The organism is Candidatus Omnitrophota bacterium (assembly GCA_040755155.1).
Classification (GTDB): domain Bacteria; phylum Hinthialibacterota; class Hinthialibacteria; order Hinthialibacterales; family Hinthialibacteraceae; genus JBFMBP01.
The window spans coordinates 40,362-63,771 of sequence record JBFMBP010000056.1 but is presented as its reverse complement, the minus strand read 5'-3'; the positions used below and the strand labels follow the sequence as shown (position 1 = coordinate 63,771).

General features: G+C 50.9%; 19 protein-coding genes and 1 riboswitch. Of the genes, 5 read left to right on the top strand and 14 right to left on the bottom strand.

The features are described 5' to 3' along the window. Nucleotides 1-2: 2 nt before the first annotated feature. The 4 genes from AB1656_07425 to AB1656_07410 all read left to right on the top strand — a co-directional run bounded on the left by AB1656_07425 (nucleotide 3) and on the right by AB1656_07410 (nucleotide 3,850). The gene (locus AB1656_07425; GenBank protein ID MEW6235202.1) at nucleotides 3-1,073 is read left to right on the top strand and encodes a DegT/DnrJ/EryC1/StrS family aminotransferase; all 1,071 of its coding nucleotides are present in this window, start codon (nucleotides 3-5) and stop codon (nucleotides 1,071-1,073) included. Nucleotides 1,074-1,171: 98 nt separating this feature from the next. Then, on the top strand, nucleotides 1,172-2,257 hold the full coding sequence (locus AB1656_07420) for a radical SAM protein (GenBank protein MEW6235201.1): 1,086 nt from the start codon (nucleotides 1,172-1,174) through the stop codon (nucleotides 2,255-2,257). A 10-nt stretch (nucleotides 2,258-2,267) separates the two neighbouring features. Then, nucleotides 2,268-3,164: a methionyl-tRNA formyltransferase gene (locus tag AB1656_07415; protein ID MEW6235200.1), complete on the top strand. Its 897-nt coding sequence runs from the start codon at nucleotides 2,268-2,270 to the stop codon at nucleotides 3,162-3,164. Nucleotides 3,165-3,193: 29 nt separating this feature from the next. Beyond that, the gene (locus AB1656_07410; protein ID MEW6235199.1) at nucleotides 3,194-3,850 is read left to right on the top strand and encodes a class I SAM-dependent methyltransferase; all 657 of its coding nucleotides are present in this window, start codon (nucleotides 3,194-3,196) and stop codon (nucleotides 3,848-3,850) included. Between the two features lie 59 nt (nucleotides 3,851-3,909). Here the strand turns inward: AB1656_07410 and AB1656_07405 are convergent, their stop codons facing one another. The 13 genes from AB1656_07405 to AB1656_07345 all read right to left on the bottom strand — a co-directional run bounded on the left by AB1656_07405 (nucleotide 3,910) and on the right by AB1656_07345 (nucleotide 20,295). Further along, complete coding sequence (locus tag AB1656_07405; protein ID MEW6235198.1) at nucleotides 3,910-5,772, bottom strand: ABC transporter ATP-binding protein; 1,863 nt, start codon at nucleotides 5,770-5,772, stop codon at nucleotides 3,910-3,912. A 79-nt stretch (nucleotides 5,773-5,851) separates the two neighbouring features. Next, entirely contained in the window at nucleotides 5,852-6,523 is a 672-nt protein-coding gene (locus AB1656_07400) for a transaldolase family protein (GenBank protein ID MEW6235197.1), read from the bottom strand. After that, on the bottom strand, nucleotides 6,520-7,062 hold the full coding sequence (locus tag AB1656_07395) for an HAD family hydrolase (protein MEW6235196.1): 543 nt from the start codon (nucleotides 7,060-7,062) through the stop codon (nucleotides 6,520-6,522). Before AB1656_07395 ends, AB1656_07400 begins: the two co-directional genes overlap by 4 nt. Further along, complete coding sequence (locus AB1656_07390; GenBank protein MEW6235195.1) at nucleotides 7,059-7,676, bottom strand: SIS domain-containing protein; 618 nt, start codon at nucleotides 7,674-7,676, stop codon at nucleotides 7,059-7,061. Before AB1656_07390 ends, AB1656_07395 begins: the two co-directional genes overlap by 4 nt. Before the next feature lie 114 nt (nucleotides 7,677-7,790). Continuing rightward, entirely contained in the window at nucleotides 7,791-9,089 is a 1,299-nt protein-coding gene (locus AB1656_07385) for a nucleotide sugar dehydrogenase (protein MEW6235194.1), read from the bottom strand. Nucleotides 9,090-9,149: 60 nt separating this feature from the next. After that, the gene (locus tag AB1656_07380; GenBank protein MEW6235193.1) at nucleotides 9,150-10,025 is read right to left on the bottom strand and encodes an SDR family oxidoreductase; all 876 of its coding nucleotides are present in this window, start codon (nucleotides 10,023-10,025) and stop codon (nucleotides 9,150-9,152) included. After that, entirely contained in the window at nucleotides 10,013-10,945 is a 933-nt protein-coding gene (locus AB1656_07375; protein ID MEW6235192.1) for a Gfo/Idh/MocA family oxidoreductase, read from the bottom strand. The genes AB1656_07380 and AB1656_07375 overlap by 13 nt, the downstream gene beginning before the upstream one ends. Next, nucleotides 10,945-12,474 carry a PfkB family carbohydrate kinase gene (locus AB1656_07370; GenBank protein MEW6235191.1) on the bottom strand — a complete coding sequence of 510 codons (1,530 nt, stop codon included), beginning with the start codon at nucleotides 12,472-12,474 and terminating at the stop codon, nucleotides 10,945-10,947. Before AB1656_07370 ends, AB1656_07375 begins: the two co-directional genes overlap by 1 nt. A gap of 35 nt (nucleotides 12,475-12,509) precedes the next feature. Next, a complete protein-coding gene (locus AB1656_07365) occupies nucleotides 12,510-13,499 on the bottom strand; it encodes an SDR family oxidoreductase (GenBank protein MEW6235190.1) in 990 nt (329 codons plus the stop codon). Nucleotides 13,500-13,511: 12 nt separating this feature from the next. After that, nucleotides 13,512-14,519, bottom strand: coding sequence for an SDR family oxidoreductase (locus AB1656_07360; protein MEW6235189.1), 1,008 nt, complete (start codon nucleotides 14,517-14,519; stop codon nucleotides 13,512-13,514). A gap of 153 nt (nucleotides 14,520-14,672) precedes the next feature. Then, nucleotides 14,673-15,773, bottom strand: coding sequence for a DegT/DnrJ/EryC1/StrS family aminotransferase (locus AB1656_07355; protein ID MEW6235188.1), 1,101 nt, complete (start codon nucleotides 15,771-15,773; stop codon nucleotides 14,673-14,675). Nucleotides 15,774-15,803: 30 nt separating this feature from the next. Next, on the bottom strand, nucleotides 15,804-16,445 hold the full coding sequence (locus tag AB1656_07350) for a methyltransferase domain-containing protein (GenBank protein ID MEW6235187.1): 642 nt from the start codon (nucleotides 16,443-16,445) through the stop codon (nucleotides 15,804-15,806). 217 nt (nucleotides 16,446-16,662) lie between these two features. Next, complete coding sequence (locus AB1656_07345; GenBank protein MEW6235186.1) at nucleotides 16,663-20,295, bottom strand: CotH kinase family protein; 3,633 nt, start codon at nucleotides 20,293-20,295, stop codon at nucleotides 16,663-16,665. A gap of 160 nt (nucleotides 20,296-20,455) precedes the next feature. Continuing rightward, nucleotides 20,456-20,560: riboswitch (TPP riboswitch) on the top strand. Between the two features lie 137 nt (nucleotides 20,561-20,697). Between AB1656_07345 and thiC the strand changes: the two genes are divergently transcribed. Next, nucleotides 20,698-22,080, top strand: a complete 1,383-nt coding sequence (gene thiC, locus AB1656_07340) for a phosphomethylpyrimidine synthase ThiC (GenBank protein MEW6235185.1) — start codon at nucleotides 20,698-20,700, stop codon at nucleotides 22,078-22,080. Between the two features lie 114 nt (nucleotides 22,081-22,194). On the opposite strand, the gene AB1656_07335 is transcribed toward thiC, so the two are convergent. Next, the gene (locus tag AB1656_07335) at nucleotides 22,195-23,094 is read right to left on the bottom strand and encodes a sugar phosphate isomerase/epimerase family protein (protein MEW6235184.1); all 900 of its coding nucleotides are present in this window, start codon (nucleotides 23,092-23,094) and stop codon (nucleotides 22,195-22,197) included. Nucleotides 23,095-23,410 lie beyond the last annotated feature (316 nt).

Genomic DNA, 23,410 nt, shown 5'->3' with positions numbered 1-23,410 from the left:
AAATGGATGCAATAGTCGCTCATACGAAGCCGTCTTTGGACGACAGGGAAATCGCCGCCGTAATGGGCGTGTTGAAATCCAGACTCGTGAACGAGGGATCTTTGGCGAGTCAATTGGTTCGCAGTCTGGTTGATATTGTCGGCGGGTATGACGGCGTTCCCGTCAGCGCGGGAACGCTTGGATTGCATTTGGCGTTAAAATCTCTCGGCGTAGACGATGAAAAGGACGAGGTGATTGTTCCCGATTTCGCCTGCCGATGTCTTTACGATTGCGTGAAAACCGCAGGCGGAACGCCGATTTTTTGCGATATCAATCTCGACGACATTAGTTTGAATATCGACGACGTCCGATTGCGGGCGCATGAAAATACAAAGGCGATCGTATTGCCCCATATGTTTGGTTGCCCTGCGGATTTGCAGGATTTTTTGTCCTTGAACATCCCTCTAATCGAAGATTGCGCCCACTCCGCCGGCGCCGCCTATCGCGGTCAAAAAATCGGATCGTTTGGAGACTATTCCTGCTTCAGCTTCGAAGGAAGCAAACTTCTCGCCGCCGGGGAAGGAGGAGTCGTATTGTCGAATAATCCCCAGAGATTCGAACGGCTGAATAACTTGCGATACGGTCTTAACGATTCTCCCCAATACCATTACCGATTAAGCGATGTCGTCGCTTCCATTGCGTTGGCGCAACTCGAAAAATTGCCCGCGATGATCGCAAAGCGAAATTCCATTGCCATGACCTATATGGAAGAACTGCGCGGACTGGAAATTGACGGAAAAATAACGCTGCCGCATTCGTTCGGCGACCGCGATAGGACATTCTACCGCTTTGTCGTTTTGTGCGGCGAGGAGTCGTCGCCTTTGATCGAATTTTCCGCCCGGAAAGGCGTACTGATCCGCAAGCCTCTTCCAAGCGGTTGCTTGTCGGATCATTTTGGCCATAATATCAAGGAAAATAAAAATTCGCGCTTGCTTTCTGGAAATGGAGCCTCGCTGCCAATTTATCCCGACCTGAACGATGAAGAGATAAGAAGAGTAATAGAGGCGATCTACTCTTATTATAAAAGAGAATGACTAAATTATCATTTTCCCGGACGCGGCGAAACGATCGGCGAATAATCTGCGTTAAAAAAACAGTTCGGGAATTATTCCCGAAATGAAGGAGCGGAAAAATGCACCGTTTAAGTTTCGATAAAGTTTACTATCATTGGGATCATCTTTATCCCTATTTAAAAACTGGCGATTGTTATCCCATTCATATGATTGTCGGTTTGACGAACCTGTGCAATCACGCTTGCATCTGGTGTTATGCTTATGACGCCATATCCAGCCATTATAATGAGAATAATTTCGCCTCGAAGGATATGATTGTCAACTTAGTGGAAGAAGCCGCGCGGCTAGGTTTAAAGGCGATTACCCTCGTAGGCACTGGCGAACCGACGATGCATCCTCATTTCGTCGAAATCGTAAAGGGAATCAAGAACGCCGGCGTTGATTTGGGGCTTTTTACGAACGGCTCTCTCCTGAAAGGAGACAAATTGCAGGCGATTTTGGATACTCACACCTTTATGAGAGTTTCCGTTTCTGCAGCCACCGCCGAAGAACATAATCACATCCACCACTCCGGTCGTCAGATTAACGATTTCGATAAAATTGTAGAAAACGTTAAAACCGCTTTGAATAAACGGAATTCCCATTCCTTCCCCACTGTGGGCGTACAATTTTCCGTTAACCATCATAATTGGAAATCGTTATTATCGGCCTGTAGTTTATGGAAAGAGATCGGAGTGGATTATTTCGAAATTAAACCCGTTTATAAAAATCAGAATGTCGAGGAGCATGAAGAAAATCTGATCCCGTTGGATGAAGTCTTGGAGTTGATGAAAGAAACCCAAAAACTGGAAGCCGAAGGCTTCGCCGTATATGCTAAATACGCGCAGTTTAATAAAGTGGTCGGCGCCCCTGCAAAGAATAATCGAGGATATCAAAAATGCCATGGACAATCTTTTTCTACCTTTTTCGATCCCGACGGCAATCTTTACATCTGCGGTAATTTACACGGCCAGGAGCGATTTTGCATCGGCAATATCCTGAAGGAAGGTTCTTTTGAAGCGGTTTGGAACGGAAAGCAACGCAAAGAATTGTTAGAAAATCTCGATGTCAATCAATGTCCTATCGGCTGCCGGTTGGACCCCCTCAATTTGATTATTGAAGATATGATAAATCCTGACGCGAAGATTCATCCCAATTTCGTATAAGACAAGAATAATGCGCACGATCTATTTTGGCCATAATCCGGGGTATGTTTCGAAATGTCATGAAGAAACCGATTTAGCGGCCGTATTTTGGCATAACAGTACGGGCAATATGGCTGAACGCGCCAAAGAAATGCTGGAATATTGCAACCAGAAAAAAATTATTGCGATTCATCACTTTCGCTTGGACTCGATAATCCATGATATCGTTTCTTCCCTTGCGCCCGATTTGATTGTTATCGGCGAATACCATTTTCTGTTCAAAAAAAACATCATCGATATTCCTCGCTTCGGCGCAATCAATATGCACGGCGCTCCGTTGCCGCGATATCGCGGCGCTCACCCGATTAACTGGATGATTATAAACGGCGAAACCGAGGGCGCCGTTACATGTCACTATATCACAGAAGGATTAGATAACGGCGATATCATTGCGCAATATCCTTTTCCTATTCTCGAAACAGAAAGCGCTTACGATGTGCGTCCTAAAATCGAATCGGTCGGGCAGCGATTGTTGGCGGACGTCTTACGCCGATTCAAGACCGAAGGAAAAATTAACGGCATCCCACAAGATGAAAAAAAGGCGCTTTATGTTCCTCCCCGCAAACCGGAAGATGGATTAATTAATTGGAATCAATCTCCTAAAGATATTTATAATTTCGTTCGCGCGCTCTCGAAACCTTATCCTGGGGCTTTTGCATGGTTGGGCGACAAAAAAATATTCATATGGCGTTTGAAAGTGCCCGGCGAGGAAGCAGATCAATCGGCCATCCCTGGCGCTGTTATGTCAAAAGGGGATGCAGAATTTAGAGTAGCTGTGAAAAAAGGAACCGTAGACGTCATTGATTGGGAAATTGAAGGCCGCGACATTCAAATAAATGATCGCCTAACCGGAAAACATGTTTGCTAAGATATATTTATATTTGGCGGGAGTAAATTATGCACATCGACTTTTTTCAAAAATTACCCGTTACGCAGCGAGGCGAACGCATTCAAAAACGCTTGAATTTGTCTCCTCAAGAAGTCGCCGCATTGAAAAAGTATGGCTATGAGTATTTCGACGGCGAACTGGGATATGGCGGATATTATTATGACGGGCGCTGGAAGCCCGTCGCAGAAGAGATGATCGCCCATTATGGTTTGACACCTGAATCGAATGTGCTCGAAGTGGGCTGCGCCAAGGGATATTTAATGTACGAATTCTTTAAATTGGGAATCCAAAACGTATACGGTTGCGACATCAGCGAATACGCTATTTCCCAAGTTCCATCGGAAATCGCAAAAAATTTTAAAGTCGCAAGCGCTGATTCCTTGCCTTTTGACGACGCTCAAATCGACTTGGTCCTAAGCATCGATTGCATCCACAATCTATATCCGGACGGCGTCGATCGTTCGATTCAAGAAATGATGCGCGTTTCCAAGAAGGATATATTTATCCGCGTTGGCTCGTTTGTAACCGATCATCAATTGGAAACCATCAAAAAATGGGCCGTTACCAGCTTAACCTTTGAAAATACAGACCAATGGTTGGCCCGATTTCAACGCTTACAATACTCCGGCGATTGGTATTTTCGAATAATGGATGAATTGAAATAAAGAAATCTATAAGTGCCTGTATTGGTACTCAATCTCCCCATAAGGATTATGAAACCGCTTCACCCATGAGACTGGAGTTTCCACAGCGCCGCGTAGCGTCCGTCCTTGGCGAGCAGTTCCTGATGCGTTCCGTGTTCCTCCAATTGGCCGTTTTCCAGCACGAGAATCCGGTCGGCGGAGGAGATGGTCGATAGGCGGTGGGCGATGATGACGATGGTTCGTTCTTTCCTGATCGATTCCATCGCCTGGCGGATTTGATTTTCGGAATCGCTGTCCAATTCGCTGGTCGCCTCGTCGAAGACGATGAGGGGAGATTGGCGCACGAGGGCGCGGGCGATGGCTAGCCGCTGGCGCTGGCCGCCGGAAATCGACTGTCCCCGCTCGCCTACCAACGTATCGTATCCGCAAGGGAACTGCATGATGAAATCATGAGCGTGGGCCAAACGCGCCGCCTTCTCGATCTCTTCCTGCGAAGCATCTTGTTTGCCGAAGGCGATATTTTCCCGAATCGTCGTATTGAAAATAAACAAGCCTTGATCGACGAGGCCGATGCAACCGAGCCAGGTTTTGCGATCCAGTTCTCGCAGATCTACGCCGTCCACAAGGATGCGGCCTTGCGTAGGATCGTAAAACCGCAACAGAAGGTTGAGCACCGTCGTTTTTCCCGCTCCGGAAGTTCCCACAATCGCCGTCATACCGCCTTTGGGAATCGCGAAGGAAAGGTTTTTGAGCGCGGGTTCCGTCTTCCCCTCGTAAATGAAACTAACGGCGTCGAATTCTACGGCGTTTTGAAGCGTTGAGACCGGCATCCCGCCTTCGGGGATGTATTTTTTATCGTCTTCCCGCAGAAAATCGGCTACGCGGTTAAGATACGGCAGCGCTTTGGCGATTTGAGCCAAACTATTGTTGATGGAACCGGCGCGAGGCATCAACCGGTACATTACAAAAATATAGACGGCGATTTGCGGGTAGAGGTTTTTGTTGGAGATATCTAAAAACACGGAACAAATCAGAATCAACAAAGCCAGGCAGATCACGGTGAGGGATTCCACCAGGGGAATGATTGTGGCTTCCCATGTTAATCCCTTGCGAGTTTCCGCAATGAAAGAGGCGGTGGATTGGCGATTGCGCTCGATGGCGAATTCTTCCTTGGCGAAGGAACGAATCAGCCTTATGCCTTGATAGTATTCCAGCAATTGAATATTCAAGGCGATAGTCGCTTTGACCAATTCCCGCGCGGCGGCGCGTATATAGCGGATGATCCGATTCAACAAAAACGAGAGAAAGATCAGCGTCGCCGCCGCCAAGAGCGTCATCGGCCAGGAAATCCATAAGAGTACGCTCACGTAGCAAAGAATAATGGTGAAGTCGGAAACCAACAAATTCACGCCGCCCAAAAACGGAACGAACATATCCGCTTGAAAGGCGTAATTGGCCATATCCCCCGCTTTGAAATCCCGCAATTCGCAATAGCTCAAACGCATAAATTGGCGGAAAACCCGTGCGCGCAATTCGCCATTGACGCCGGCCTGCAAGTTCGCCGTCGCCGATTTGGCGAAAAAAATCATGCCGCTCTTCAATATCTGGCTGAACACCGCCAGAAACAGCAATAGGAAAAACAAATAGTCTACGCCAAGCCATTCTTTCCAGCCCAGTAATAATTTGCCAAGACGCCCCGCATCTTGCGAAGTGGAGGCGCTGGCATCGCCGATGCGCACATCTAACGCCAAGAGGAGAAATCCGAGGGTTACGCCTTCGAAGGCGGCGGCCATCAGGTTGAAGAGAGGAGTAAGCGCGAGAAAAAATTTAAATCGGCGGCATAAATCTTTGAGCAAAGCCGCCGTGCTGGGATTGTCGCCGATCAGGCGATAGGCGAGAAAGCAAATCGGCCTGCGCAACAGAGTTCGAAATAGATTTTTCATGCAAAAACCGTTTTGGATGTATAGGACGGCGGCGGAACTCGTTTACTCCGTCCCGCATGGTCTTTTAATAATACGAATATTACGAAGCCGACATGTTGCGAAAATCGGCGATGAATTGATTGACCGCCTCGTCCGTTTTGGGGTGGGCGACCAATTGCGGGAAAAATTTCGGCGGAACGGTTACAATATGCGCGCCTGCCATAAAGGCGTCGTTCACATCGCACAAATGCCGAATGCTGCCCACGATGATTTCAGAATCTACGCCATGTTGGCGGAACGTTTGCGCCGTTTGCTCCACGACGAGGCGGCCATCGTAGCCAACATCGCGAATGCGGTTATAGAAGAGACTCACGTAATTGGCGCCCGCCGCCGCCGCCATTACGGCCTGGTTATAAGACATGCAGCAAGTGCAATTCACCCGGACGCCCCGTTGGCGCATATTGTGTATCACCCGCAGTTCTTCCCAGCCGATGGGAACTTTGATGTTTAACGAATCGTAAGCGAATGTCTGCATGAAATCTTCCGCCTGCCGGATCATTTCCTCCGGATCGGATGTGAAAACTTCAACGCTCAAGGGAACTTCTTGTTTATAACGGCGCAACAAGGCGATCAGTTCGGCGATATGCTGTTTGAAATCGATCTGTTTTTCTTTCGCTAAGATAGAGGGATTAGTAGTTACGCCGGAAACGAATCCCCTCTGCAAAGCCGCTTCAATATCCGATAAATTGGCCGTATCGATAAAGATTTTCATAACGCCTTCTTCTCCTCTTCCAACAATTGCAAAATGAGGGAAACCGCTTCCGGCAAATCGTTCACTCGATAATGAGGATTCGCTTCGCCATTATAATCCCGTTCGATGAGAAACGTCAGACATCCGGCAGCGTTTCCGGCGCCGATATCCCGCCAGCGATCGCCCACCATAAAAGAACGCTTAAGATCGATATCCCACTTGCAGGCTGCTTCTAGCAACATGCCCGGCAGCGGTTTGCGGCAGGAACAGCGGTCTTTGTCTTCATGGGGACAAACGTAAATATCGTCAATCGCCATTTGTTCCTTCAATAGGCGGTGCATGGCATTAAGATCGTTTTGGGGACATACGCCTCGAGCAATCTCCGGTTGGTTAGTGACGACGATCGCCAACAGTCCCGCGCCGTGAAGCTTCTCCACCGCTGCTTTCGCTTCGGGATAAATCTCGAAATCCTCGAAGCGTTCCGGCGCGTGCGCCGTTGCGCCTCGGATGATGGGGCGATTGAGCACGCCGTCCCGATCCAAAAAAACCGCTCGCTTCACGGCGCCGGCTCGTCTTCCGCGCGCCGTATTTTTTCCGCCAGGCAGAACGCCGCTAAATGATGCAGCACAACATGGAAAGATTCGACGTGGGGAGTAGTGTTATAGGGAACGACGACGCAAGCGTCCGCCATATCCTTCATGGGGCCGCCGTCGAAGCCGCTGAATCCAATCGCCGCGCCTCCATGTTTTTGGGCGTAATCCATCGCTTTCAGCAAATTTTGCGACCAATTCCCCGCCTTGTCTTTTCCCGATCCGCCATGCACGCTGAAAGCGATAACGACGTCGCCGGGACGGAAAAAGTTTTGTAGTTGCTCCACGTAGACGTTTTCCCACCCGTCGTCGTTGGTGAGCGCGCTCATGAAGGGGATATTGTCCACAAGGCTGAAAACGCGCATCCGCGGTTTTCCCGGAACAATGGTCATTTTGTTCAGATCGGCGGCGAAATGGGTGGCGGTGCTCGCCGAGCCGCCGTTGCCGACGATGAAGACCGTTTGCTGCTTGCGCCAGGCGTCAAATAGAATTTCTATAGCCCGGTCAATGTCGGCTACGGAGATCGTCTTTGAGATTTGAATGACGCCGTCCAGATATTTTTCGATATATTCTTTATTTTGCATTCTCTGTCTTTACTCCCAACGGCGAGGATGGAAATTGGAATATTCTCTTTTTATATCGTACAAATATTCCCAAACAAGGGAATTGAAATAATGAGTTGCATTTCGTTGCGACTTCTAGCATTGACTGACGCCCATTCTCTCCAACACGATCCCTTCGTAATGGCTTTGAGACAAAACGCCTACGCAATCGATGACGACCGGCCGCTTCATCCGTTCGTGCGCAGCTTGGGCGTCTAAGGTTTGAAACTCCTCCCAATCCGTTAAGATCAGCAGGCAATCAGCGCCCGTCAGAGCTTCGTATTTATCGGCGTAAGCCGTAACGCCTTTCCTTGGTTCTTCAAGACGAACTACGGGATCGTAAATCCGGATTTCCGCTTTTCCTTGCAAGCGGTCGAGAATTTGCAGTGAAGCTGAATTCTTGGTCGACGCCGTCCCTTTCTTGTAAGCCAAACCCCATATGCTGATTACGGGCGAGCGGCTTTGATCGAACACATGTTTTTGCAATTTTCGGTTCACCCAATTCAAGCGATCCCCATTGTATCGAATGATCGTATCGATGAAGCGGGCATCCACGCCATTTTTTTCGCTTAGTGTATTTAGAGTGATGAGGTCTCTTTCGAGATTTCCCCCTCGGATGCCCAAACTGGGCCGGATATAGGCGAATTTGCCGATGCGGCGGTCGAGTTGCAGCGCCGGGACCACTTCCGACCAATTCGCCCCAACCGCTTCGCAAAGATCGGAAAGCGTATTGGCGTAGGTTACCGAACTGCAAAGATAAAGGTTAATAGCCGTCTTCGTCAGCTCGGCGCTTTCATAGATCATTGGCAGCAAGGGGCAGCCGTAGCGTTCCATCGCGATTTGAAATCCCCCTGGAAGAGGGCGCGCCGCGTCTTCCACGCCCAAAATCATGCGTTCGGGCTTGAGGCAGCGCTCCACGGCGTTTCCGATAATCAGCGTCTCCACCCAGTAAATCAGTTCGATGGAGGAATCCGGTTTGAGATCGCGAATCCGTTGGCGCAAACGCCGCGAATAGCCGACAGGAACCTGGCTCATTAAAACCAACGTAGCGTTATTTTTAAGATGAGGAATGGCGCGGTCGATCAAAACGTCCAAAATCGACAAATCGCTTTCGTTCTTCTCATTCGTGGGTACGTCGCGGGAAATGACGACGAGCGGGCATTCCGACAGGAGCGAAAAATCGGTAGAAAATTCCATTTTCCCCCGATGTTGCAGAAATATCTCTTCCAATCCCGGTTCGACGATGGGAAGCCGGTTCTCATTCAAGGAAGAAACTGTCCTATCGTCGACGTCCACGCCGACGATATTCTGTTGGAACGAAGCCCAACAGATGCTGGAAACCAATCCCAAATGCGACAGACCGATAAATCCCGTCATAGGAATGGAGGAATTCATTCTTTCACCTCAAGCGATAATGTCCATTTGCGTTATCTCGCCATGCTAACGCCGCGCGCATCATCCTTTCTTTTTGGCGGCGCTTAAAGCGGCGCTGAGCGGGTCGTTGGGAAGATGCGCCAAATTGATCCGGCGCATGGTGTACAATTCGGAGCGGTTGATCTCTTCGATCCGCTCTTGAAATTCGGGCGCAGACCAAGGATCGAAACTGGCGCTCAGTGTTTTGCCGGTCAATCCGTCCGCCTGTTCGGATAAGAGAAAACGGACGCAAGCTACGGGAATCTCGATGGGAACCGCTCCCGCTTCCTTTTTTTTTAATGTGGCTTCATAATGTTCTTTGCCCGCTTTCTCCGGTCCCGCTTTCAGCGTTGCTTCGTGAATTTCCGTCCATACGAAGCCGGGCGCAACGGCGTTGACCATGATGCCATAAGGCGCCAATTCAACGGCCATGTTTTCCGTCATGCGCACCGTCGCCGCTTTGGAAACGGCGTAAGCGCTGTAATGAGGAAAGGGATTGAAGGCGCCGCCGCCGGAAAAATTGACGATGCGGGGATAGAACGATTTTAATAAAGCCAGGAAGAAGTATTTATTCGTTAGATACGGTCCCAACAAGTTGATCTTGAGGGTTTGGAACCATTCTTCGGTATCCGTTTCGTGCATGGGGCCGATAGAGCCGAACAGTCCGGCGCAGTTGACGACGGCGTCGACGCTATCGGTTTGCGTTGCGATCCATTCGGCGAAATCGGCGACTTGCGTTTCTTCGGAAATGTCGCAGACGCGCCATTGGGCGAGAGCGCCGTCGTCCGTAATTTGCTTCAGTTTTTCCGCCCGGCGGGCGCAGACGAAAAGTCGATGCCCTTCCTGGGACAACGCCCGCGTCAACGCTTCGCCGATGCCCGCGCTGGCGCCAGTGACGACGATATTCATTCGCCGCATCGTTCCGCCTCCTGTTCAAGCCAATGTCGCGCTGCGGTTTGCATACTGCGGTTAATGCGTAGGTCGTTTTCATAAGAACATCGGCCTTCGGCGGCGCAGTGTTCGAATTCCTCAAGGTCTTTGGCCCAGGTGGGATCGGGAGGCGTGGCGGTTTCCTGCGATTCGATCGGCGCTCCGCTTGGGAAAACGCGCGAGCGGATTAGCAATTCGCTTCCACCCCATTTGCAGAGTCCGGAAAGATGCAACGAACCTCTCTCTCCCAAAACTTCGATGGCGAATGTGTTTTTCCAAAAGATAGAACCGAATTCCAGGACGATGCGGCGACCGGGCGCGGCGAGCAAACCGTAGTCGTAATTCTTCGATTCGATGCGGCGCAAATCCCAAGGAAGATAATCAACGCTTAGTTCCCCGAAAAGAAAGCATGTCAAATCGATTAAGTGGCATCCCAAATCGTCCAGAATGCCATAGCCTTCTTCTCTCCAGTTGCCGATGTTGTTTCGGACGGTTCCATTTCCGTAAAGGAGGCGAGCCTTATAGATCGTTCCCACTGCTCCTTCGTCCAGCAGCTTTTTCATGCGTTGAATTAACGGCTCGAAGCGATGGTTGTAAGAAGTATACCATATGGCTCCTGTTTGTTTGGAAAGTGATTTCAGTTCGCTGGCGGCAAAGTCATCGGGAAAGAGCAAGGGTTTTTCTACAAGTACATGTTTTCTCAATTTTAGAAAGTGCGTTAATTGTTCGATTTTGACATGATTCGGTCCAGATAAAATAACGGCGTCGAATTTCTCCGGCGGTGCATCCGCATACTGGCGGAAGTCTGCATCAGGTTGATAGGGATCCGCCGTATAAATACAACGCTCCCCCAACAATGTTTTGCGCTTCTTGCCAATATTTCCCAAGCCGACGATCAAGTAATTCATTAATTTACCGATTTCTCGATGGAGTCCAATTTCTCTTCGATTTGTTGGATAGTAATGGGCGTATTGCCTTTCCGCTCGCAGGCCGCCGCCGCCGCCAAGCTTCCCAACACAGAAGCGATAAGGATATTGTTGGATTGCGCCAACGCTAACGAGCTCACCGCTAAAAGCGTGTCTCCGGCGCCTACGGGATCGACTAAATCGTGGACGAAACTATCCAGAATGAAGAAATTGCGGGGAGATATGCCAAGACCCCGGTAAGCAAGCAGACCTCGCTCTCCCATCTTGAGGATCATGTAACGGCAATTGGCGCGTTCGTAGAGATTGTACGCCAAAGGCCGAATCACGGAATCCTGATCGCCAAGAGCGTATCGCACTTCTCGTTCGTTGGGCGTAATTAGATCGAAATGGTTGAAATCCAGAATATTCCCCCAACGGCTGCTGACTTGGCTATCGGCGGCTTTGAATGAGGAAGCGGGCAATATTTCCCGCATTTCGTTAATCGTTGTGGGGTGAAAAAGGCCATGGCGGAAGTCGCTGAAGATATAAACGTCCGCTTCGCCGGATTGGATATTATCGCAAATTTTCTTGAGATTTTTTTCCGAAATGATGCGGTTGTCGAGATCGTCCACCTGCACCATCCGGTAATTTTCTACCATGAAGCGTTCTTTTAGAACAGTGGGACGCGTCTTGTCGATGACGGGACATGTTTGAATTTCCGCATCCTTCATTTTATTCAAAACGAAATCCTTCACCGCATCGTTCCCCAGCATCGTGGAAAATATCACCCGCGCGCCTAGGCTGCGCACGTGCATGGCCACGATCGCCGCGCCTCCCGGATAGGATTCGGAATACTCTTTTTTAATGCTGAACGTCGGGGCGTCCTGCGCCGCGCCCAGGATAGAGCATTGGGTGTATTTGTCCACGATCGTATCGCCGATGACGTGCACGCGAAAACCAGAAAGTTGGCGCAGTGTTTTGCGGAAATCCGCAAAATCTACGTTTTCCGCTTCCATCAGCACCAAAAGTTTTTCAATAGCCAAGTTAGGAATGTGATGTTTGAGCAGCGCCGTTGATGAATAGACGATATCTCCAGGCGTGAACAACAACTCGCCGCCGTAGGATTCCAGAGCGTTTATCTCTTCCCGCGTTTTGGGGTGAATGCCGTCTTCGGAATATTCGAAACCTTTAGCGAACAGATCAGGTTGGATAAGTCGGATATTCTCGATAGGCGTAGGATTGCGATCAATGACGACGTAATCCACCATCTCCAGTGCGGAAAGATTGGCCGCCCTCAAATCTTCCGGAACAAAAGGCCGGTAAGGTCCTTTGGGGATGTATTCGTCGCAAGTGATGCTGGCGATGAGAACATCGGCTCGCTCTTTTGCGTACATCAGATGGCGCAGATGGCCGGGATGAACGATATCGAAGGTGCCATGACACATAATCGCTTTCTTCTCGCGCGGGAACGGTCCGATCGATTCGCGGATTTTTTCCGGAGTTTTGATTTTGTGTTTGTATTGGTCGAACATAATCTGCCTTAGTATTTAGAACGATTCGCGTTTTATCAGGCTGAGAGATATTTAAACCAATCGGCCGTGGCTTCGCGGATATTGTCGGGATCCCACAAGGGAGCGTTTTTCCAATAATCGATTTGATTCATCATGATGGAAACGCCTTCTTCGAACGTTACCGTCGGCTTCCAGCCTAACATGGTTTGAATCTTAGCAATATCGGCGTAAGTGCAATCCGGTTCACCCGGACGTTTAGGAACGTAAACAACCTCGCCTTTCAACAATTCAACCAACCGGTTGACGCTAACTGGACGGCCTGCTCCTACATTGAAAATCTCGCCGCCGAGCGAAGATTCCGCCGCCGCCAGGCAAGCGCGGGCCACGTCCGCGACGAAGACAAAATCGCGAGTCTGCGAACCGTCGCCCACGACTGTAAACGGCTTCCCCGCCAATTTTTGCTTAAGGAATACGCCAAAAACGGCGCCGTAAGCGCCCGACGTGCGCGAGCGCGGGCCATAGACGTTGAAGAAACGCAAGGAAATCGTGGGGAGTTTATACACCTTGTTCCAATGCAAAACCGCCTGTTCGCCCAAATATTTGCTCAAGGCGTAGGGATATTCCGTACGGATGGGCGCCGTTTCCGGCGTGGGATAAATGTCGGGAATGCCGTAGCAAGACGAAGAGGCGGCGTAGACGAATCGTTTGACGTTATTCCGGCGCGACGCTTCCAAAACGTGAATCGTTCCTTCAATGTTGGAACTGGTATACTCCAACGGACGTTGTACGGAAGGGACGATATCGCCCAACGCGGCGTAGTGAATCACCCAATCCACATTGTCGAATAGGGGAAGAAGAGCGTCGAATCGACGGATGTCGATTTCATGAACTTTCAACCGCGGATTGTTCCGCTGATGTTCAAGATTGGAGGGGCGCCCGGTGCTGAAATTATCCAGCACGGTAACTTCATGCCCTTTTTCCAGCAGCAAATCTACCATGTGGCTGCCGATGAATCCCGCTCCGCCGGTTACGATGCACTTACCCATTGATAATCCCCTTTACTGCAAATTGACGGCCTTGGCCATCTTGACGTTGAAATAGCGGATGTCGGTCATCGAGTTGGGAAATTTTCCGGCGGCGAACGCTCGGCATAAATCTCTCACGGCGTCTTCGATCGTATGCTTGGGAACGAAGCCCAATTTCTGTTTGATTTTCTCCGACGAGATATGGTAAGAGCGCAAATCGTCGGAGGGAGTCGTAATGATCTCCACGCTTCCCCGGCCCGAAACTTCTTGCGAGACGACATCGCGCACGATTTCGGCGATTTCCATGATTGTGTGGTTTTGATAACCCGCATTGAAAATATCGCCTGCGATTATTTCCTTCGGCATTTCCAATAAATCCACATAGAGATCGGTTACGTCATCAATGTGTATGTTGGGGCGTTTTTGGCTGCCGCCGAAGACGGTGATGCGTCCGTTATTTACGGCGTGATTGGTCAGGATGTTGACGCTCAGGTCGAACCGCATCCGAGTCGAATAGCCGCAAACGGTAGCTGGGCGTATCGTCACAGTTGTGAATTCGGGAGATTGATAGCGCGCCAGAATCGGCTCGCATAATCCTTTATATTTATTGTAGTCCGTTAATGGAACCAGGGGATGATCTTCCGTTACATTGGGGGCGTCGCTGACGCCGTAGACGCTGGAAGTCGAGGCGTAGATGAAGCGCTTCAAGCCCGCTTCCTTGGAAATGAAAACCAACGGCTCGAAGGCGTCGTAATTGATCGACTTGCTTAGCGCGGGATTCAGTTCGAAGCTGGGATCGTTCGATACGCAGGCCAAATGAATCACGGCGTCGCAGCCGGAAAGAGACGAACGCAATAAGGCCTGATCGCGGATATCGCCTTTGATCTGTTCCAGGTTTGGATTGCCTTTCACTTCATCGAGGACGTCGTCCCCAAAAATATAGAGATCGAGTACTTTAACTCCATATCCTTTTTGCAATAACTTAGGAACCAGCACGGCTCCTACATATCCAGCGCCGCCCGTTACTAAAACCTTTTTCATCGAAACGCTCCTTTAATTAATAACACATGTTACGCAATTCCATTCCCTCGCCCTCTGGGAGAGGGCAAGGGTGAGGGATTTTAAAGATAAGTAGGGTGGGCTAAAAGCGAAGCGTAGCCCACCATTCTTTCAAATGATTGGAATTTTCCATTGTCAAGCAAAAAATCTCTCGATTTCCTCCACGACGAACGATATTTGTTCCTCGGTCAATTCCGGATAAATCGGCAAACTGAGGATTCTTTCGCATTGCCGTTCCGTGACGGGAAAATCGCCTGGCTTATATCCCAAATATTCCGCTGCCGGCTGCAAGTGAAGCGGCGTTTTATAGTGAATCCTGGTTTCGATTCCCCGTTCGTCAAGATAACGCGCGAGTTCGTCTCGGCGATCGGTTTGAATGATGAACGTCTGGTAGATGGCGTATTCGTGCGGCTGGTCCGTAGGAACCCAGACGACATCTTGCAACTGTTGGCGATAGAAATCGGCGACTTCCCTCTGTTTTGCGATGCGCTCATCCAAATGACATAATTTTGCGGAAAGAAAAGCGGCTTGCAGCGCGTCCAAACGGCAATTGGGACTCCAGAAAGCGCAGTTATAAAAAACGTCTGTTCGCAAGCCATGATTGCGCGCCCAGCGCAGCTTTTCCGCTAGTTCTTCGTTATTGGTTGCAACTACTCCCGCATCTCCAATGGCGTTTAAGGTTTTCAGGGGATGCATGCTGAAACATCCGGCGTCGCCGAAAGAACCGACGCGCTGGCCGTGGTATTTTGCTCCAACCGCTTGAGCGCAATCTTCGATGACGAAAAGGTTATACCGCCGCGCGATTTCCAGGATGGGACGCATATCCGCCGGGCGTCCGGTAAGATGTACGGGAAGAATCGCCTTGGTTCGCGGCGTAATGGCCGCCTCCAGAAGCTCGGGATCTATGTTGTAATCTTCCCCCACGTCCACAAGAACCGGACGCGCGCCCGTCAGCGCGATGGAGGATGCGGAAGCGAGAAACGAGTTGGGAACGGCGAGCAATTCATCGCCGGGACCGATTTCCAACGCCCGCATCGATAAACAGAGGGCGCTGGTACCGTTATCCACGCCGACGGCGTATTTGACGCCGCAGTATTCGGCGAACCGTTTCTCAAATTGGTCTACTTCCGGACCAAATATGAACTGTCCATGATCCAAAATCCGTTCCAGGGCATCCAATAATTCCTTCTTGAACGGCTGATGTTGAAGAGGTAAATTAACGAAAGGAACTCGCAAGATAGAAACCGCCTGTTGACAATATATAGGTTATCGATCCAAAGAATCCACTTTCTGCGCAATCATCCAATTGGACAAAGGAATGCCGCGATGCCATGATTTCGCCTTGGCGTTTTCGCCGATCTCGTATAATAAATATTTCCCCATATCGCCGATTTGGCCGGTTTGTACGACCCTCAAACCGGCTTTGCGAGCCATCAGAAGATAGGCGTCGCGTCCAAAACGCCAATAATCCGGGTCCATATGACCGTCAATAGCCACATAGGGACATAAAATAAAAACAACTCCTTGCAGTCGCAGAAGCCTTTGAAAGTTTTTTACCATCGCCAAGGGATTTTCGCAATGCTCCAAAATGCTTATGCAAAGAATCGTATCGAAACTTTCGGGTGGGACCGGCAGTTCTTCGGCGCAAAAATCCCCGGCGATATCCACAGGGGAGCGGAAACCCATTTTCTCCACTTCGCCGGGATGTAAATCGCTGATTAACACTTTCCCAACAGACGGTAACTGGTAAATCCACTCGTGCAATGCGCGGGGAGTGGACATATCTAAAACAGTTCCTCGAATCCGTTCGCGATTCGCGTAAAGCCATTGCTCTACTGGAAGACTTCCATAAGCTTTGTTTTTCTCGTAAGGACCGATAAATGATGCATCCGGATGTAATCGCCGCAACCGTTTATGCGCTCTTTCTCGATAAAAATTTCCTACTATTTTTTGAAACGAATAATAAACGGAATTATAAATATCAATGAGGAAACGCTTCATCTATTCCCTTTCGATGGTTACGGGGATATTCATAAACTCGATAGACAGTCAACTTTTCGGTTCCCATTATACTTCATCTTAGTGGATTCGAAAGACTCGGAAAAATGAGAATGATCTATTGTCCTCATTCCTGAAAGAACCAATCGGCGACCGGCGTTCCCGCCTCCAGCCGTATCTTGGCAGATGAAACGGGAGAGCGTCTTCCCGCCGCATCGGCGATTTGCAAATATACGGTTTTTTCTCCCTCGCCGGGCGGCAGGCTCCATTCCGCATTGGCGGAAAAGGGAATCCATGCGCCGCCCATCGCCGGAGTATTTGCAAGGCGCATTTTCCAGGACGAGGCGGCGTTTTGCGCCATTATTTGCAAGTGGATGTCGCGTTGTTTCGCCGTTGCTGCCCCATTCTCGATAGTAAACTGGGTAATCGCCGGTCCATCGAGCATTTGCGGCGAAACGATCCAATCCAAATCCATCTCGTCGTTATCGGCGAAATTTTTCAACGATAAAGACGCAGGCCGTTCTTGCGTAATTTTTACGGAATGTCCTGGCAGCCAGACCGCCGCCTGAGCGCCAGGATCGCTTTCGTCCGGCGCCGCTTCGCCCCAAGCGACCTGATCGAGAATGAACTCGCGGCGCGGCTGACCTAAGCTGGCGATGGGGTATAGCGCCAGGATTTCCCGCTCCGGCAATGGTTCTTCGATTCCCAGATCGTCCAGCCACCAGGATATCGTCTTTCCCGGCGCTAGCGATCCTGGCGGCAGGGCGAGCCAGCGATTCGCGTTAACGAGATAGAGGCAATACTCTTCCGTATGGATAGCGGTTGTTTGATATCTCGATAAAGAAAGCGTCACTCGTTCTTGCGCCGGAGAGAGGCCGGATACGTCTACTTGCGATAGACACAAGCCCGCGGCGAAAGCCTGCTTGGCGAACGGCAGGATTTTGACGTCGTCCACCAATCCCTGGAAGCCGTTGCTGTTCAGGCCGATGAATAGGGAGCGTTGATTTTCAACCATGCGGGCGCGGCAGCTGCTTTCCACGATGCGCCGGTTATTGGCGTAAACACAAACGAGTTCCTCGCCCGAATCGTAAGTTCCAGCGAGATGAATCCATTGATTTCTCTTTAACTGGGCTTCGATCTCTTTCCGGCCATAATAGACGCGGTTTTCAATGTCGAAGCGATGCGGCATAAAACCAGGTTCCATGACGTCCCAAGTAAACGGCCCATAACCCAGCAGCAAATTATAATTGAATTGATCCGCGTCTCCTTTGGTCAGAATTACCGGATTGCCTGTCGTGATGACGTTCGGACTGATCCACGCTTCCACTGTAACCGATCCTGTCAGATGGAGCGAATCGTCATGCGGAAATTCCACATAGGAATTACCGCTCAAGGAAACAGCCTGGCCCAAGCGTCCATCCACCCGCTTAGCGGCTCCGCGTAATTGGCCTTGGCGCGCATAACCGCTGCTATCCATCGCCGCCGCTCCTGCTTCGTTGAACGTCAGAATCAATTTCGGTTTAGAATCAACGATTTGCAGAGAGAAGGCTTGCGTTATTCGTACGCCCTTTTTGCTTTGTGCTTCCAGGACAACATCGAAACGGCCTTCCTGTGCGGGTACGCCCCGCAATTCTCCCGTCTGCGAATCAACGGATAACCAAGAGGGAGCATCGGCCAGCGAATAGGCGATGGCTTGGTTTTGCCGGTAATCTACGGCGACGCAGCGATATAGGTACGGTTCGCCGATGATCGCCTGGTAAACGGGCTTGGAGATGAAGGCGATGCCTTGATCGCGGTTGATCCATGCGGATAAATCCTTCAGGCGCTGCGCAACGTAGGTTTTAAGAAAACTGACGGAACTCGCGTTCAATTGCAGAGCCTGTCTTGCGGCTTCGATCCGCTGGTTCATCGACTCCTGCGAAAAGAGCGTATTCATCAGTCTGTCAATTTCACGATAGTACTGCGATCCCAAAAGGGGATGGTTCAACATCATATTGATCGTGGGAAATTTGGTAGATCGGATATGAGTGTAAAGTTTGCGGTAATTCAAATCGTTTAGATTGGACGTATAATTGAATGTCCCATTCAAATCCCAGGCAATGACCTCGAATTGCCTCGTGGCGGGATTGTCGTACAAAACATAGTTTTGTCCATGATCGGTATACGGCGAATCCCAATGCGCAACGCAGGCGGAAACAGCCATCCAAAGAATGAAATTATCGGCGTTTAACACGGAATAGACCTTGTCCAGATAATCCGGATCCCACGGATTGGCCTGCGATAACGCCTTGCAGAATTGGATTATGTCGCTGAAATCGTCTTCTTCCTCGTTGGTTTGCTTGATATAACAATGGCGGTACAAATCGGGATCGTCGCCTATATAACGCCATGTCGCTTTGTTTTGCGGCGTTCCATCGAGCGTGGTCTTGTAGAGATTGCCATCGTCGCGCTGGAAATATTGTCGGCGTTTCAGAAACTGGCCGTCAGGATTTTCGATGGCGACGCGATAGGGCGTTCCCGCTCCCGCCTTGCCGTTGATATGCAGACGCACGAGTTCGCTTTCCAAATTGGGCAGCCCCGCATCCTGATACAATTGATAACTTAGATACTCCCGCAGGATCGTCGACGCATCCGTTCCGTTGAAATTCAAACGCCGGATTTTGCCGCGATAGAGTTGGCTGGGAGAAAAGCGAATTTTGAAGCGGCCGTTTTGAACGCGCGAACGCCCGCGATGACGGACTTGAACGTTGTAATATACTTGATCCCCATCGTAAAACGTCGCGGGAAAGTAAACATCGGTTTGATATTGCGCCAGAAACTGTTGATTGACTTCCGGCCGCATGGCCAGCCGCAGAATCGATACCCGTTCGTTGGGCAGCGCATTTTCGTATACGGTTAAATAGGGTTGATCCTTCCCTGCTTCGGGAAAGAGAGATGCCGAGCCGCCGTCGTCCTTCGCTTCAATATAAAAACGCAATATCGATCCCGCGCTGGCGCCGGGAGTTTTCGCGCCGTAGATTCCGTCTCCGGCTTCGCCGTCGCCATGTTGGCCGTCATCGGCCATTGCCGCCTTTTGATAAACGGTTCCGTTGTTCCATCCATAATACAACGCCGCCGATGCGATCGTTCCATCCAAATCGATCATCTGCGCCGTTACGGTTACGGATTGGTTGGGAGCTGGTATTTTAGGAGAATGATCGAGCGCGAAAATCACGGGAGGCAGTTTGTCGATATGCGCCGAGTTGGCCGCTCCCGGTGTTCCCATTTCGACGGAAGCCGCCCAAGCTATTGGCAGCCCCGGCGGCAGCAAGGCGTTGCGCCGTTCCAGCGAAGCGCCGCCGCCGTCCGCCATTTCTGGCCAGGGCGAGCGGTCGTCGTATTCCACCGCTTCGATAAGCCGGTTTTGCGCATCGTAAAACCGAACCGAATCGCCCCCATTCGCAAAGTTAAACGTCAAGCCGCCGGCCGCCGGAAGAAATCCGTAAGTCTGGTAAAAATCTTCGCTATCGTTCGATATGACGGCATAACTATTGGCGAGAATAAACGTTCCGAAGGGGATAACGAATTGATGTGAATCCAGGTTGTCCTTGAGCGTCCAGCCGGATAGATCGATGGTCTCATGAGTTGGATTGAACAACTCAACATATTCCAGCGGGCTGACGGATGCGTTGTACATAATTTCGTTGATAACGACTTGTCCGTAAAGGCTGGAATTCGCCGCCATGAAAAACGCAATAAACAAGAATCCTTTTCTCGCCAAAATACAAACTCCTTCCGCTCATTCGAGCGTTCTAACAACAAGAATCCCTGGCAGAACGATATCATAAGATGGCCATTTATTAAAGAAATTCGATGATATTTCTCCATTCGCAAACCGCCGTTGACGTCTTCCGCCCTGCGCAAGTATAATAAAAAGCGTACAAGATCGCTGGGGGTGGGCCTGGCCCGGCCCTGAGAATCCCGCGAGGGGTACCCCTGAACCTGATCCGGTTAGTACCGGCGGAGGAAAGCGACGTTGCGGCTTGTTTTACGAATAGGGTAAATTCTCGCCTTGATTCAGCCCTTTCTGCGAAACTCTATCCTTTCCCGCCGCTAGACGCGCTGCGCCATGCGTTGAATCGCTAGCCGCATCCGCTTGATTTCAATCGAAGGAGTAGGTCCCATGATGGAATTCGATCGCCGCCCCGGCGCGCCGGGGGAAAACGTTACCCAGATGCATCTCGCCCGGCAGGGCGTTATCACTCCGGAAATGCGCCGCGTCGCCCAACGGGAGAATCTCGATCCCGAACTTGTACGTTCCGAAGTGGCGCGCGGGCGTATGATTATACCCGCCAATGTCAATCATAAGCGCCTCGATCCGATCGGCATCGGCATCGCCGCATCCTGTAAAATCAACGCCAACCTCGGCAGCTCGCCCGTTGCTTCCGGCGTCGAATTGGAAGTGGAGAAGATGAACTGGGCTATCCGCTACGGCGCCGATACAGTCATGGACCTGAGCACCGGCGGCAACCTGACGGAAATCCGCCAGGCCATCATCGACAACTGCCCCGTTCCCATCGGCACGGTTCCCACCTACGAAGCCTTGACGAAAGTCGATAGCGTGTCGGATTTAACGGAAGACATCCTGCTGGAAACGGTGGAAAGCCAGGCCAAGCAGGGAGTGGATTATATGACCATCCATGCAGGTACGCTATTGCGGCATCTTCCCCTGACGCTCAACCGCGTAACGGGCATCGTCAGCCGCGGCGGTTCGCTGATGGCGCGTTGGATGGCTCACCACCAGCGGGAAAATCCTTGGTATACGATCTTTGACGAGTTATGCGAAATCTTCAAAAAATACGATGTGGCTTTCAGCCTCGGCGACGGACTTCGCCCCGGCTGTCTCGCCGATGCCAGCGATGCGGCCCAGTTCGCCGAGTTGGAAACGCTGGGCGAATTGACGGAGCGCGCATGGTCGCACGACGTGCAAGTGATGGTCGAAGGGCCGGGGCACGTGCCGCTCAATCAAGTGGAAATGAACGTGCGGAAGGAAATGGAAGTTTGCCATGAGGCTCCGTTCTATCTATTGGGACCGCTGGTGACGGACATCGCCCCCGGCTACGATCATATCACCTCTGCTATCGGCGCCGCCGTGGCAGGTATGGCGGGAGCGGCCATGCTTTGCTACGTCACCCCGAAGGAACATCTCGGCCTGCCCAACCTGGAGGACGTAAAACAAGGCTGCATCGCCTATAAAATCGCCGCCCACGCCGCCGACGTGGCGCGAGGACGCCCCGGTGCGCGGGACCGCGACGACGAACTTTCGCGGGCGCGCTATGCTTTCCAATGGGAGCGGCAATTCGAATTGTCCCTCGATCCCGAAACGGCGCGCGCCTTTCACGACGAGACGCTGCCGGAGGAAAAACACAAAAAAGCCGTCTATTGCTCCATGTGCGGCCCTAAGTTCTGCGCCTATAACATCTCCCAGGCCGCTTTGCGGGAAGAAACGGTGAAATTGAAGGAAGAACTGGAGGCGGACGCCATGTCCTTAGCCGCGGGAAAATAATCCAAAAACAGCGATTATCTGTATGGGTGGGCTACGCTTCGCTTTGAGCCCACCCTACACTGTTTTGTCCCTGACGGCGGGAAAATAACCGACGCCGAAGATGGGCGCAACGGTTTACGCGAGGCCGTATTTCTTCTGCATTCCCTTGATGAACGCGATGCCTTCGCGTACGAGCGTATCTCCATCTTGCGCCAGCCGCCTCCATACCCAGGTATTCATGTTGCCGGTGCACTCGACGAAGGACTCCAAAGCCGCGCATCCTTGATAATTCATTTCCCCTAAGGCTTTGAAAAGGCCGTCCCAATCCACCAGGCCGGTTCCGGGTATTCCTCGGTCGTTTTCGCAAAGGTGGATGTGAATCAACTTGTCGCCCGCGAGTTTGGCGGCGCCATAAAAACTTTTTTCCTCGATATTCATGTGATAGGTATCGAGGTGCACTTTGACGTTGGGTTCGCCGATCGTCTCGATCAGTTTGATCGCTTGCTCGCAGGTGTTGACGAGATAGGTTTCGTAGCGGTTCACCGGCTCCAATCCGACTTGCACGCCGAAATCTTGAGCGAAGCGGGCAACTTCGCGCAACGCGTCGGCGGAATATTCCCATTCCTGCGGCGTCGGAGGCTTTACTGCCGCCTTGACGTGCTGGGAATAGATGACGCCGGAAAAATTCGCCGCGCCGATGTCATGCGTCGCCTTGACGCACGCTTTTAGATAATCCACGCCTTTGCGCCGGATGCCTTCGTCCCTGCTGGTGATATCCGTATCGCCTAATAGCACAGTGGATGTGCAAGAATCGAGTCCTGCGCTTTCCAAGCGCGCTTTGACGGCCTGGGCGTCGAACGTTTCCAGGCACATCAAAGGGATCTCGATAAAATCCAATCCCAATTCCTTCACCCTATCGATCAAATCCAGCGTATCGTTGCTCCATTGGGAGCACCAAGCGTAAGCGTGAATGCCGAATTTCATGACGAACAATCCCTTCTCTTGAGAATGGACGCCAAGGTAATATGGCGTCATCCAAGATAAGACAGGATTCGATCGTTGACAAGGATAAGCGCGGCGAATTGACGACGCCTAATGAGGGAACGGATATCTTATTGTTTGAGGCTCTTGCAAAAGTGATAAAATCCGCTTTTAAATTCTCCCCCCAAGCTTGGGGGGAGTTAGAGGGGGGTTGTTTTTATGGACTTAAAACAACCCACTCCTAAATTCCCCAGGCTTGGGGGAGAAATAATAGAATTTTGCATGAGGCTCGTTTGTTGGAAAATAGGCCGTTCTGTAAAACCGTTCAAAGTATTTATTCGCCCGGCCGAATTTACGATTCTATCCGCTG

Coding starts and splice junctions, on each gene's coding strand:
- AB1656_07415 (MEW6235200.1), top strand. CDS start 2,268: ATGCGCACGATCTATTTTGGCCATAATCCGGGGTATGTTTCGAAATGT.
- AB1656_07375 (MEW6235192.1), bottom strand. CDS start 10,945: ATGAATTACTTGATCGTCGGCTTGGGAAATATTGGCAAGAAGCGCAAA.
- thiC (MEW6235185.1), top strand. CDS start 20,698: ATGATGGAATTCGATCGCCGCCCCGGCGCGCCGGGGGAAAACGTTACC.
- AB1656_07335 (MEW6235184.1), bottom strand. CDS start 23,094: ATGACGCCATATTACCTTGGCGTCCATTCTCAAGAGAAGGGATTGTTC.
- AB1656_07400 (MEW6235197.1), bottom strand. CDS start 6,523: ATGAAAATCTTTATCGATACGGCCAATTTATCGGATATTGAAGCGGCT.
- AB1656_07380 (MEW6235193.1), bottom strand. CDS start 10,025: ATGCGGCGAATGAATATCGTCGTCACTGGCGCCAGCGCGGGCATCGGC.
- AB1656_07390 (MEW6235195.1), bottom strand. CDS start 7,676: ATGCAAAATAAAGAATATATCGAAAAATATCTGGACGGCGTCATTCAA.
- AB1656_07410 (MEW6235199.1), top strand. CDS start 3,194: ATGCACATCGACTTTTTTCAAAAATTACCCGTTACGCAGCGAGGCGAA.
- AB1656_07365 (MEW6235190.1), bottom strand. CDS start 13,499: ATGGGTAAGTGCATCGTAACCGGCGGAGCGGGATTCATCGGCAGCCAC.
- AB1656_07385 (MEW6235194.1), bottom strand. CDS start 9,089: ATGAATTCCTCCATTCCTATGACGGGATTTATCGGTCTGTCGCATTTG.
- AB1656_07405 (MEW6235198.1), bottom strand. CDS start 5,772: ATGAAAAATCTATTTCGAACTCTGTTGCGCAGGCCGATTTGCTTTCTC.
- AB1656_07360 (MEW6235189.1), bottom strand. CDS start 14,519: ATGAAAAAGGTTTTAGTAACGGGCGGCGCTGGATATGTAGGAGCCGTG.
- AB1656_07370 (MEW6235191.1), bottom strand. CDS start 12,474: ATGTTCGACCAATACAAACACAAAATCAAAACTCCGGAAAAAATCCGC.
- AB1656_07425 (MEW6235202.1), top strand. CDS start 3: ATGGATGCAATAGTCGCTCATACGAAGCCGTCTTTGGACGACAGGGAA.
- AB1656_07420 (MEW6235201.1), top strand. CDS start 1,172: ATGCACCGTTTAAGTTTCGATAAAGTTTACTATCATTGGGATCATCTT.